Annotated in this window: 12 protein-coding genes; all 12 read left to right on the top strand. The window is 31.7% G+C overall.

Features of this window, described 5'->3' with window-relative positions; translation table 11 throughout:
• Positions 1 to 15 precede the first annotated feature (15 nt).
• The 12 genes from BK011_03595 (at position 16) to BK011_03540 (ending at position 13,396) form a co-directional block, all read left to right on the top strand.
• Complete coding sequence (locus BK011_03595; GenBank protein ID AUD64804.1) at positions 16 to 579, top strand: hypothetical protein; 564 nt, start codon at positions 16 to 18, stop codon at positions 577 to 579.
• Positions 580 to 690: 111 nt separating this feature from the next.
• Positions 691 to 1,452 carry a hypothetical protein gene (locus BK011_03590; protein ID AUD64803.1) on the top strand — a complete coding sequence of 254 codons (762 nt, stop codon included), beginning with the start codon at positions 691 to 693 and terminating at the stop codon, positions 1,450 to 1,452.
• Between the two features lie 164 nt (positions 1,453 to 1,616).
• On the top strand, positions 1,617 to 2,207 hold the full coding sequence (locus BK011_03585; GenBank protein ID AUD64802.1) for a hypothetical protein: 591 nt from the start codon (positions 1,617 to 1,619) through the stop codon (positions 2,205 to 2,207).
• Between the two features lie 26 nt (positions 2,208 to 2,233).
• Positions 2,234 to 3,670 carry a flotillin gene (locus BK011_03580; protein ID AUD66136.1) on the top strand — a complete coding sequence of 479 codons (1,437 nt, stop codon included), beginning with the start codon at positions 2,234 to 2,236 and terminating at the stop codon, positions 3,668 to 3,670.
• A gap of 105 nt (positions 3,671 to 3,775) precedes the next feature.
• A complete protein-coding gene (locus tag BK011_03575) occupies positions 3,776 to 4,111 on the top strand; it encodes a hypothetical protein (protein ID AUD64801.1) in 336 nt (111 codons plus the stop codon).
• 91 nt (positions 4,112 to 4,202) lie between these two features.
• Positions 4,203 to 4,688, top strand: coding sequence for a hypothetical protein (locus BK011_03570; protein ID AUD64800.1), 486 nt, complete (start codon positions 4,203 to 4,205; stop codon positions 4,686 to 4,688).
• Positions 4,688 to 5,221 carry a hypothetical protein gene (locus tag BK011_03565; protein ID AUD64799.1) on the top strand — a complete coding sequence of 178 codons (534 nt, stop codon included), beginning with the start codon at positions 4,688 to 4,690 and terminating at the stop codon, positions 5,219 to 5,221. The genes BK011_03570 and BK011_03565 overlap by 1 nt, the downstream gene beginning before the upstream one ends.
• Positions 5,222 to 5,335: 114 nt before the next feature.
• A complete protein-coding gene (locus BK011_03560) occupies positions 5,336 to 6,439 on the top strand; it encodes a hypothetical protein (protein ID AUD64798.1) in 1,104 nt (367 codons plus the stop codon).
• Entirely contained in the window at positions 6,426 to 7,355 is a 930-nt protein-coding gene (locus BK011_03555; protein ID AUD64797.1) for a pseudouridine-5-phosphate glycosidase, read from the top strand. The genes BK011_03560 and BK011_03555 overlap by 14 nt, the downstream gene beginning before the upstream one ends.
• 110 nt (positions 7,356 to 7,465) lie before the next feature.
• On the top strand, positions 7,466 to 9,448 hold the full coding sequence (locus tag BK011_03550) for a hypothetical protein (protein AUD64796.1): 1,983 nt from the start codon (positions 7,466 to 7,468) through the stop codon (positions 9,446 to 9,448).
• Between the two features lie 1,415 nt (positions 9,449 to 10,863).
• Positions 10,864 to 12,297 carry a hypothetical protein gene (locus BK011_03545; GenBank protein AUD66135.1) on the top strand — a complete coding sequence of 478 codons (1,434 nt, stop codon included), beginning with the start codon at positions 10,864 to 10,866 and terminating at the stop codon, positions 12,295 to 12,297.
• A gap of 64 nt (positions 12,298 to 12,361) precedes the next feature.
• Positions 12,362 to 13,396, top strand: a complete 1,035-nt coding sequence (locus tag BK011_03540; protein ID AUD64795.1) for a threonylcarbamoyl-AMP synthase — start codon at positions 12,362 to 12,364, stop codon at positions 13,394 to 13,396.
• The last annotated feature ends 50 nt before the right edge of the window (positions 13,397 to 13,446 follow it).

The raw sequence follows: 13,446 nt of genomic DNA, 5'->3' as shown, positions 1-13,446 counted from the left end.
GAAAAGGATAAAAACATGAAATATAGTAATCAAGTTCAAATCATTAAAAATAAGTCAGAGTTTACTATAGATTTTGATATCATCGATAAAAAACTTGACTTAGAGGATAAAGCTGTCAAAAGAGAAGTGGTAAGAGGGATATCAATACAAGATAGAAAAATCTTAGTTGTTTATCCTAAAGATGAATTGATTTATGGTACCCCTGGTGGTGGTATCGAGTCAAATGAAACAATGGAAGAAGCATTAAAAAGAGAAATGTTTGAGGAAGTTGGAGCAGATGATTTAGAAATCGTTAAATATCTTGGGAAAATGACGTCAATTAGGAAAAAACCTGATGAAGATCTAAATTTTATACCAACACATCACTTATATTTAGTAAATATTAAAAGATGGGGCGTTCAAAATCTAATAGAATATGAGCAAGCATTAGGTTTAAAATATGCATATATTGATATCGATGATGTCATAAAAACAAATGAGCAAGCATTATTGAAAAGAGACCAAAAATATTTGGATTTCTATACAAATCAAACGATATTATTTAAACATTTAAAAGAGCTTTTAATTGAGCATCAATAACAAGAACACACATTTTGATATGTGCGTTCTTTTTTTAAATTGATGTGATAGCCTTTTTATTTACAGATAAATCATATAAAATGAGAGTAATAAAGAAAAGAAGGTGGTTTCATGAAAGTAGTTATATTAAAAAGTATTTTAGGATTGGGTTTTGTATGTATGCTTGTGATGAATTACTTAGCAAACGCATTACCACTAAACAATAGAAATACAGGTGAGATTTCAGACCTTTATCCTTCGTATTTCACGCCTTCAGGATTTACTTTTTCAATTTGGGGCGTTATATATATATTACTTTCGATTGTCATGATAAGATTTATCATCACACCGCAATCAGATTTTTTTAATCAATACCAAGAAAAATTCGTGTATTTGTTTTTTGCTACAACCATCTTTAATGCATTATGGCTTTTAGCGTGGCACTATGACTATATGGTTTTATCAACTGTGGTCATGATTTTACTGTTTATCTCTTTAATTTGGATTGCGTTTTTCTTACCGAATCTAAGTGTCTTAACGAAAACAACGTTTAGTATATATGCTGGTTGGATTAGTATAGCGCTTATTGCAAATATCACAATTACCATTGTGAAATTACAAGTACCGATATTTACAAACCATGAGGCTTTTTGGTATATTAGTATAACATGTGTTGGACTCCTTATTGGTGTAGCATCATTGGTAATCACTAAGAATTTCCCGTATTTTTTAGTATACATTTGGGCCTATTTTGGTATTTTTATGAAGCATCTAAGTCAAAATGGTTATTATTTGGACAAGCAAATGAATATCTATAACGCTTCATTGTTGTCTATGTTCATCATAATAGGTATTGTTATGTTTGTGATCAATGACTATAAGTTTTTAAAGTAATTATGAAATAAAAAGAATGCATTAGACTATTCAGTGATTATTTAGATAGAAAATCGCTTTAAGTAAAGATTATCCAAAAATATGTTATTTATTTGATTCAATTGAAAATATAGACTTACATGGTGTATAATTGATATAAGATATAAGAATGCGAGGTGTTTTATATGTGGGGAGATATGACAGCATTTCAACAAACATTTTTCGTGATTGCAGTTGTTGCTACAGTGGTGATGATTGTTTTAATCATTTTAATGTTTATTGGTATGGATGAAATTGACAGTTTTGAAGGTGTTGATGATGTAGATTTTGATATCGATGCAATCAACGATGAACCAATCAGTGGCATTGGTGGTTTAAAAATTTTAAGTGTTAGAGGTGTTTTAGCCTTTTTAAGTATTGGAGGTTGGACAACTTACTTATTAAGTGATGCTATGCCTGAGTGGCTAGCAGCACTCATTGGAGCAGTTGCTGGTGTGATTGCTGCATTTTTACTAGCATATGCACTTAAACAAGCGATGAAATTAGAATCGTCTGGTAATCTTGATTATCAAAGCGCAATTGGCAAACCAGCAATGATTTATATTAGAGTACCTGCAGAGAGAAAAGGACGCGGGAAAGTTATATTAAATCAACAAGGTAAAATGGTCGAAGTAGATGCTTTAACTGATGAAAAAGAAGATTTAATTAGAAATACTAAAGTTGTTGTAGCAGCTTTAGAAGATGAAAGTACATTACTTGTAAAAAAGACAAAATAAAAAAAGGAGAATAGAACATGATTTTAATGACAGCAGGTGGACTTTTTGGTTTAATTGTTGCAATATTGGTTATCGTATTTATGGTTATTGCCTTTATTGTATCAAGAATTAAGAAATGTCCATCAGACAAGATTATGGTTATTTACGGGAAGGTCGGACAAAATACTGATGGTACTAGCCGATCTGCAACATGTATTCACGGGGGAGCGAAATTTGTTTATCCATTTATTCAAGCTTATGAATACCTTGATTTAACTCCATTATCAATTAGTGTTGATTTAACTAAGGCGTTATCAAGACAAAATATTCGTATTGATGTTCCTTCAAGATTTACTGTAGGGATTTCCACTGAACCAAGTGTAATGATGAATGCTGCAGAGCGTTTATTAGGATTACAGTTAAGTGAAATTCAAGAATTAGCTAAAGATATTATCTTTGGTCAATTACGTCTAGTGATTGCAACAATGGATATTGAAGAAATCAATACCAACAGAGATAAGTTCTTAGAAGCAGTAAGTGACAACGTTGAAACAGAACTTAAGAAAATCGGTTTAAGATTGATCAACGTTAACGTTACCGATATCAATGATGAATCAGGATATATCGAAGCGTTAGGTAAAGAAGCAGCAGCGAAAGCAATCAATGACGCGAAAAAGAGCGTAGCAGAAAAGAATCGTGATGGTTCGATTGGTGAAGCTGAAGCCTTAAGAGATCAAAGAATTCAAGTTGCAACTGCAGATGCACTTGCAATTGAAGGGGAAAATAACTCTTTAGGAGAAATCTCTAAGTCAAATGCAACACGTCGTGAAATTGAAGCTGAAGCGTTAAGAAGAGCAACTGCAGCAGAAAAAATTGCGTCTGCAAAAGCATTAGAAGAATCATATGTTGCTGAAAAAGAAGCTGAACTTGCGAGAGCTGCTCGTGAAAAAGCATCACTTGAAGCCGATATTATTGTTAAATCAGAAATCGAAAAGCAAAAGAAAGTTATTGAAGCAGAAGCGGTTGCTGAAGAAACAAGAAGAAAAGCAAAAGGTGAAGCGGATGCGATTTATGCGAAGATGGAAGCTGAAGGTCGCGGTATGTTTGAAATTCTTCAAAAACAAGCTGAAGGTTTCACTCAATTAGTTAAAGCAGCTAACAATGACTCTGATGCAGCAATTAAGCTACTTATTGCAGATAAACTTGAAACATTAGTTGGTATTCAAGTTGAAGCTATTAAGAATCTTAAATTTGATAAGATTACTGTTTGGGATGGTGGCCAAGGTAAAGATGGTACAACACAAACTGCTAATTTTGCATCTAACTTAATGCGTGCGATTCCTCCAATGCAAGATCTTTTTGCGATGGCAGGTATGGAACTTCCTAAATATTTAGGGAATAATATTCATCCTAAAAAAGTAGAAAAAGAAGAAGTCAAAGAAGAAAAAGCACCAGAAAAAAAAGAAGTTAAGAAAGAAAAATAATGATAGATTAGGCTAAGCGATATGCTTAGCCTTTTTTTGCATAAATGGATATGCTATAATATGACTAATAAGTTTAATAAATTTTAAGATCAATAGGGGGATAACATGAGATTAGTGGTTCAAAAAGATATACAAACACTTAAAAGAGTCATTGTTGAGCAGTTTAGTGATTATAATATTGTACATCAAGGACAAATTAGTGAAGAAGTAGTCTTTTTAGTTGTTGAAAAGTATTTTATTAGAAACTCTAGTCGAGCATCATTGTCAATCGTTATGTATCAAGAAGATGACTTTGAAACGACTATTGAAGCTGTAGGTTCAGGTGGTGGAACTGGATGGCTTTTTAAATTTGATTGGGGTGCTAAAGAGTCTTTTGAAAGTAGGATAATAAAGATTCTCGAACAACATCAAATCAGTTTTAAGGAAGTAGCTTCACAATAATGCATTTTGTTAAAAAATGCATTTTTTTTATCTTTTTCATTTCTTTTTTTAAAAGATTAGTGTATTCTATTTTAGAAAAGAGGTACACAAGATGACTATAGATACAATCATTATATACAGTTTAGCCATTTTATTATTAATCGTTTCACTTATTAAAGATAAGCAAAAGACTAAAAAAGCACTGATTAAAGCTAAGAATACATTTGTAAAACTCATGCCAGTGTTGTTACCGTTATTTCTATTCATTGGGATCATCTTAACACTAATCACTCCTGATTTTATTAGTAGGACGATGGGAGAAGAAAGTGGTTTGTTTGGATATATCATAGGTTTACTTCTTGGAAGTGTTACGTTTATGTCACCATTTGTTGCATATCCACTAGGCTCTGACTTAATTGAGCAAGGTGCGTCAGTGCCGATAGTTGCAGGATTTTTAGTCACACTCATGAGTGTAGGACTGGTTTATTTTGCTATGGAAAGTAAACTTTTTAACAAAAAAGTAGCTATATACAGAAATCTTGTAAGTTTTATTGGAGCAATTTTAGTCATTCTAGTTGTCCTATTGGTAGGTGTATGATGAAAAGAATGATTAAAAAACAAAAGTTTTTGATGATCTCTATCATCATGCTTATCGTGATGACGATAATAGATATTTCTATGACCTATAGAGCTTTAGAGAATACTTATGATCAAATCATTTCAATGCTTCTAATTGTACCACCCATATTCATTCTTATAGGGCTTTTTGATGTATGGGTACCTAAAGAAACAATCGTAGAACATATGGGTGAAAACTCTAAGACTAAAGGTATGATATTATCATTTATATTAGGTGCATTTAGTGCAGGACCAACTTTGATAGCTTTTCCAATTGCGTACATGATGTTAAGAAAAGGTGCTAAATACAGTAATGTTCTGTTTTTCTTGATGGTATGGAGTTCATTAAAGTTACCGATTATTCTATTCCAAATCGCTGAACTTGGATTTAGATTCGCAATGATTATCGATATAACTCTATTGGTATTGTTTTATATAAGCGCAAGCATCATTCATTTGTTTGTTTCTAAAACTGAAATTGAGAGCTTTGTTTTAAAGGCACAAGAACTATGATTAAGAGGAGAAATTCTCTTTTTTTCTTTTTCACTTTACAAATGGAATCTTTAGGTGTAAAATAAAAATATAAACAAAAGTTTGAAAATGAACAATTGTTAGAGGTGATTGTAAATGAAACTAAATGATAATGAGCAAAAGGTATTATCGATTTTAAAAGAAGACCCATATATCAGTCAAAAAATGCTGGCAGATCTATTGGGTTTATCTAGGCCTGCAATCGCAAATCTAATATCAGGTTTGCAAGATAAAGGTTATATTTTAGGTAAACCATATGTGCTTAGAGAAGATAAATATATAACATGTATTGGTGGAGCTAATTACGATCGTACACTTAAACTTGAGGATGATCTTATACTAGGCACATCAAATCCAGTTTTCTCACAAACATCATATGGTGGTGTGATCAGAAATGTTGCAGAAAATTTGGCAAGACTTAATCAACGTGTGTCATTGATGAGTATTGTTGGAAATGATACATCTGGAAATGATCTCATTCAAGAACAAAAAAAACTCATGGAAGTTTTTGCTGTGGATCAAAAAAACCACGAGCATACGGGTAGTTATTATTCAATCATCGATCAGAAAGGCAATATGACTGTTGGTTTTGCGGATATGTCTATCAATCAATACATGAATAGATCTTGGATCTTAGAGCATAAAAGGCATTTAAATTTAAGTTCATTCATGGTTGCAGATCTTAATCTTTCAATGGATGCAGTAGAAGCTTTACTTGAACAAAGTATTTCAGAACAAATTCCACTAGCTATCGTTGGTGTTTCGGGTCCAAAGATGAAACATCTACCTGAAGTATTAGAAGGTTTAGAACTTCTTATTTGCAATCTTGACGAAGCCCAAGCATACTTTAAGACAAAAGAAGATGATCCAATAAAGTTATGCAAATTGTTTTTAAATAAAGGGATTCACAAAGTGGTGATTACAGCAGGCACGAAAGGCTCTTATTATGGAACACATGATGAGGTATATCATCAAAAAGCATATCTTATAGAAGAAAAGCAAATTGTTGATGTTACAGGTGCTGGTGACGCCTTTAGCAGCGCAGTCATTTACGGATTAGTTTCAAGTCATACATTTGAAGAAAGCGTAAAATTTGGAGCAATCAATTCAAGTTTAACAATCCAATCAAATCATTCAGTTAATCCAAAATTATCAATAAATTTAATTAAAAAGGAGTTAAAAAAATATGAAACCATATGAAAAGTATTTAAGTATGAAACAAGAAGTCAAAGAGGCATTAGAAAATCATAAACCAGTAGTTGCATTAGAATCTACAATTATCTCACACGGTATGCCATATCCTCAAAACGTTGAAATGGCAAAAAAAGTAGAACAAATCGTTAGAGATCATGGTGCCATACCAGCGACTATCGCCATTATGGATGGGCAAATCAAAATTGGTTTAACAGATGAAGACCTAGAAACACTAGCAAATGCTAAACATGTAGCAAAAGTTTCAAGAAGAGATCTAGCAACCATCGTTTCAAGCAAGTCATTAGGAGCTACAACAGTTGCCTCAACAATGATTTGTGCAGCTATGGCAGGGATTAAATTCTTTGTTACTGGTGGTATAGGTGGAGTTCATAGAGGTTATGAAGATACCCTTGATGTTTCAGCTGACTTGGAGGAACTATCACAAACCAATGTGAATGTGATCTGTGCTGGAGCAAAAGCGATTCTTGATTTACCAAGAACGATGGAGTATTTAGAAACGAAAGGTGTGAGTGTTGTGGGATATCAAACTGATGTACTTCCAGCATTCTATACAAGAACTTCGGACATTAAACTTCATCATAAAGTTGATACAGTAGAAGAACTCGCACACATGATTTTCACGAAAGATCAATTAGGACTAAAAGCAGGTGTTTTGATTGCAAATCCAATTCCAGAAGAAGATTCATTAGATGCATCATACATCAATAAGATCATTGATGATGCAATCAGACAAAGTGTTATAGACCATATTGAAGGTAAAGACGTTACACCATACCTACTCAAAAAGATAGTTGAAGAAACCAAAGGGAAGAGCTTAGAAGCCAATTTAGCTTTAGTATATAACAATGCAAAAGTAGGCGCTAAATTAGCGAAAGCATATAGCGATATTAAGGCATCGTAATCCATAAAAAGGACCTATAATTCTAAAATAGCGTCCTTTTTTATTTAATCAATACATGATATAATTAAGAAAATACGACATACACTAAAATACCAATTTGAGGTGATTTAATGGAACAAAAAGTATTTCCTATTGTCATAGAAAAAGAGGTTAAACGTCACGCCTATTTAATCACAGGTGAAAAATATTATATTTTATTAGATCCAGGTGCAGATTATCATGTAAATGTTCTTGTTGAGGAGCTCAATAAGCACATAACTTTGAATAAACTTGATTTTTTGATTCTCCAAAGTAGTGATCTTTTAAATATCACATCAATCAATCATCTAATTAAGCATGGATTTAAAGGCAAAATCATTGTAAATCAAATAGGGACACCTTACTTAAATCATATAGTTGATGCTGAAATTATGACCATAGAAGATTTGCATTTTGAACTCGTCTTAAATGAACAAGAAAAACTTTTATTTATACCTACTCCATTTTTACCTTTTCCTGATTGTTTTTCAACGTATTATCAAAGCCAAAAAGTCTTATTCTCAGGCCATTTGTTTTCTCAAACACCTATAGAAAAGAAAAATACTGAACAATTGATCTTGGCAATCAATCAGTTCCATGAGTCTATTTTACCGAGTGTAGAATTCGTTAGACAAAACATTAAGAAACTAAGAAAATATGATATAGATATCATATATCCAAGGCTTGGTGAACCCCTTTCAAAAGAACAAGCAAAGATAACAGATGCTGTGATTAAATATGATTTTTATAATACTAATCAAGTTGTCTCAAAGATCAATGATAAAAATGTATCGTATAACTATGAATCTATTTGCAATCATATGTTAAAAGTTTTGGAAAAATACTATCATCGTGAAGATATTTTATCGATATTTGATGACTCAGAAATTAAGTTAGATATGTTGCCACATCTTGAAATTGACCAAACAACCTTGACGGGCTATAAATTATGGAATGCTTTTTTCGAGCTCATCTACCAACATAAAGGTGTAGAGTGGTTAATTGTTTTGGAACCTGTTGTAAAAAAATATCATAAACTCTATAATATTCACATGCCAACTATTTTTAAAACTAAAATGCTCGAACAAAGAAAACGTATCGAAAGTTTAAGCACCTTAAAAGAATCCTTGGAAGAAAAAGTCTCTAAACTAGAAGGTAAGATAAGTGAAACATCAGAGAAACTTTTAAGATGTCCAATTACTGGTTTATATAATCAACGATTTATGATTCAACATCTGATTAACAATATCGATCATCCATTAGAACCAAACTTTGAAAGAGCACTTATAACTATCTATATTGATAATTTAGTTTCCATTAATCGACAATATGGTAGTGAAAAAGGTGATGAAACCTTAAGGAATTTAGCATATTTGATTAATAGAATCAAATCAGAAGATACACTTGCATTTAAGCAAAATGGACCTGGTATTTTTGTCTATAAACATCATGTTTTAAAAGACCAATTAAAGTCATTTGTCATTAAACTTAGACAAGCCATTCATGACTCTGATCTTTTTGTTGAACCAATAACAGTATCTATGAGTATTGTAAAAGTTGGAGAACTCAATGAAAAATATGAAACCATAGAGCAAGTAAATCAATGGATTGAGCTTTCGTTGATGCGCTTAGAAAAGGCGAAACAACGTGGTAATGATCAAATCATTGATGATACGAATGATGATCAACAAAAAACTGATGGAATGATTTTATTGGTTGATGAAGATGAGACTTATCAAAATCTCATGGTAAAAATATTTGATCGGATTCAGTATAAAGTTTTGGTCGCAAAAGATATCTACGAAGCATTAGACCTTCTTGAGAAACATCAGATTGATGTCATAATATCTGAGATTAATTTGTCAAAACTAGATGGGTTCCAACTGAAACAAAAAATCAATGATACCATTCATTTTAAAGATATTCCTTTTGTCATCACGAGCCATCATAAAAACTTAGATGTGATTATGAGATGTAATTTGCTTGATGTGAATCTTGTCTTAAGAAAACCAATCATACCTGAAGAACTCATTGGATATGTAAAACGTGTTAGAAACCAAAGGGTGGTTTTATGATATTAACAATCATATATATGATCTTGGGTTTTTTTGGTGCATTAAGTCTATGTTTTATCATTTTGATTACCACACAAAAACATAGACATAAAATAAAGCTTAAAAAAACAAACCTTGCTAGAAATTATATTTTTAAAAAATATTTCGATAATGAAGATGTTAAACTCCCAGTCTCCAAGACGTTTTTCTTAAAAGCACTCATCGATGTTGATGAACAAGTCCAATTAGAAGAGAATGTTAGAGATTTAATCATTGCAGATCTCTTAGATCATCAATTTCTAAAAAAACAAATAAGAAGATTAAAATCTAATAAGAGACATCACAGATTATTAGCTGTCTTTTATTTAGGTCGCTTAAAACAAGTTCATATCACAGAAATGCTTTTTGAGAGATTTAAGGTTGAAAAAGACGAGACGATTAAGCTGAGTATGATTCCACATTTCTCTGTACTCAATAAAGAAGAAGTGTTTGAAGTATTGATGAATGACTTAATCTATAAGAATGACATTTATCATGAGCGCATGTGTACACTTATATCCAATCACTTACGAGCAATTTATGATATCTTACCTAGATATAAAAAAGATTTTAGATACCATATTGTTTTGGCTTTAAGTCGTATGGGTCAGTTTTTTGCTGATGACTTTTTACTCACATATATGCAAGAACAACTCGAGTGGATCATAAAAAGTCATCCCTATCAAAGTGATCGAAACCAAAAAATTAAAGATATATTATTAAATAACTTATTAAAACATGTACCATCACTTTTTTATGATGAAACTTTTTTAAACCATCAAGATATTTCTGTTAAAAAAGCAGCGATATCTGCTTTAGCATTTAAGCCTCAACTATCGTGTGTCAGCCGGTTAATAAATGATTTAGATGATAGTGATTTAGATCAACAGCGCATCAAGACGTTATCTAAAATGATGCTTAGCGAAAAAACGTATTTAGAGCATGTTCTAAGAATATACCATGATTTAAATGAGCTTCAAAAAAGAAAGATTGCTTATGTTTTAGCTGAAAGAATAGATTATATCATCTTACGACTTATCAATAAGAATCAGTCGTTGTTAACTACTATCATTAAACAAATTATGAGTCAAAACATCATTGAACCGCTCATTGACTTTTTAAACTTAAATCAAGATTTAGAAATTGAAAATATATTAGTTCAAATGATCAAACCGATTTTAATCCAACATATGGAGTTATCGAAATCTTTTAGAACATATTTGAATCCTCGAGTACTCGCAGCTTTTGGTATGCAAAAACTAGAGTTCGAAGTGATTCCAAAAGAAAAAGCACCTAAAGAAAAAGATAAGATTAGATGGATTATTAGATGGCTATTACTGATTCATTTACTTATCCCAATGATTTTTATAGCTAGATACAATATAAAGATCTTTAATATGTCATTAAAAGAAATCATAGAGTCATTTTTGATAGATGCTAACATATATTTGATCTTTTATTTTGGATTGATTAATATGGTCTATATCATCTTATTTTTGTTTGCTTTATCAGGTTCAAAAAGACAAACCGATTTAGCAAAGACAAAACCATTTACTGTATTGTTTACTGATCAACTTTTACCAGGTATTTCAATTATTGCGCCAGCATATAACGAAGAACTAAGTATCATTGATAGTGTAACAAGCTTACTCAATCTGAAATACCCTGATTACGAAGTTATTGTAGTAAATGATGGCTCTAAAGACCAAACTTTAGTTAAGCTCATTGATCATTTCGAACTTGAACGTAAGCATCCTTCTTTCTTGAAGTCTATAAATACCAAAGATATTAGAGGAGTTTATCAGGCAAAAGATATTCCTAACTTAGTTGTTGTTGATAAGCAAAATGGCGGAAAAGCTGATGCTTTAAACGTAGGAATTAACGTCAGTAAAAAGCCATATGTCTGTGGGATAGATGCTGATAGCATCTTAGAAGGTGATGCTTTATTAAAAATAGCTTCAGTGATGCTAGATGACACTAAAGAAACGATTGCTGTGGGTGGAAACATTTATCCAGCTAATGGATTTACTTTTGATAAAGGACAAGTTGAAAAAAGATCAATTCCTAAAGAAATGCTATGTCGTTTTCAAACAATTGAATATTTACGTGCATTCACAAGTGGCAGAATTGGCTGGAGTGAAATCAAAAGCTTAATGATTATTTCTGGTGCATTTGGTTTGTTTCATAAGCAAGCATTGATTAAAGCAGGTGGTTATTTAACAAGTAGTGGATCTTTTAAAAAAGACACTGTTGGTGAAGATATGGAACTTGTGGTCAGATTAACCATGCAGGCATTAAAAGAGAAGAAACCTTATCTTGTCAGTTATGTTCATAATGCATATTGCTATACAGAACTTCCAAGTGATATGAAAACATTACTAAAACAAAGAAATAGATGGCAAAGAGGTCTTATTGATATTTTGTCTTATCATAGAAACGTTGCCTTTAATAAAGACTATAAACAGATTGGATTCATTGGATATCCATACTTTTTCATATTTGAGTTTTTAGGGCCGTTCTTAGAGTTACAAGGCTATATTATGTTAGCTTTAGCGATCGTTTTAGGACTTCTAAATTCAGTTATTTTATTAGGTATATTTACTGCATCCATAGCTTTTGGTGTTGTCATTTCTTTATCATCGTTTTATATGTCTGAAAAAGAAATGCTCATGATGAGTCAAAAAGATATGTATAAACTCTTATTCTATGCTATTTTTGAGAATTTCGGATATCGTCAGATCATTAGTATCCATAGAGCAATCAGTAGTTTTAAGGCATTAAGGGAAAGTGGTCAATGGGGCGCGCAAAAGCGTAAAGGGTTTAATAAATAATAAAGTGATGAAATAGTAATTTATGATATAATGGTTGAGTATGATTTTTTAAGAAGGTAATCAAATGAAAACAAGAATATATCAAGTGAGTGATTTAAATCAAATAGATGTACAAAAAGACATAAAAGAAACATTACTATCTGGTAAAAATATTATTTTTCCCACTGAAACAGTTTATGGTATTGGAGCCTACGCATTATCAGAAAAAGGCATTAAAGGGATTTATGAAGTCAAAGGTAGACCAAGTGATAATCCTTTAATTATGCATATCTCTCATCAAACAGATGTATATAAGTATACAAAAAATCATCAACCTTATGTTAAAAATTTGATGGACAAATTTTGGCCTGGTCCGCTGACAATGGTATTTGAAAAACAAAACCATGTGCCTTATATGATCACTGGAGGTCTTGAGACAGTGGGTATAAGAATGCCTAGTCATGATATCGCTTTAAAAGTCATTGATATCGCTGGTGTACCAATTTGTGCACCAAGTGCAAATATCAGTGGAAAACCATCATCAACACTTTTTGATCATGTGTTAGAAGATTTTAAGGATAAAGTTGATATTATGATTGATGGTGGAAAATCCAAAGTAGGTATTGAGTCGACAGTATTAGATGTGACCCATGAAATACCAGTGATATTAAGACCAGGTGTCATCACAAAAGAAATGCTAGAAGAGATTATCCCTAAAGTTATCGGTGGGAGTTTAACATCCGAACATGAAATCCCTAAAGCTCCTGGAATGAAGTATCGTCATTATGCACCAAAAGGTGAATTGATGATTATAGATGGAGAAAAGGATAAGGTCGTTACATTTATCAATGATATAATAAATTCAAGTAAAGGTGATCATAAAATTGGTGTGATTTGTACATCAGATTTTAAAGACTTACTAAAAGATGTCTATATTTATTCAATTGGCATGCCAAACCAAGAAGAAGAGATTGCATCGAATTTGTTTGCAGCACTTAGAGATATGGATAAAAATGAAATAGATATCATTTATGCGATTGCTTTTCATGAAGGAAAATATAAAGATGCCTTAATGAATCGGTTGTTAAAAGCAGCAAATCAAAATTATATGAAGCTATAAACGAGCATGCCTGTGCATGCTTTTTTAATTGTTAGATTTCATGGTAAAAT

This window comes from Tenericutes bacterium MZ-XQ (assembly GCA_002838205.1).
Lineage (GTDB): Bacteria > Bacillota_I > Bacilli_A > Acholeplasmatales > Acholeplasmataceae > Mariniplasma.
This window is presented reverse-complemented; position numbering and strand designations above follow the sequence as displayed.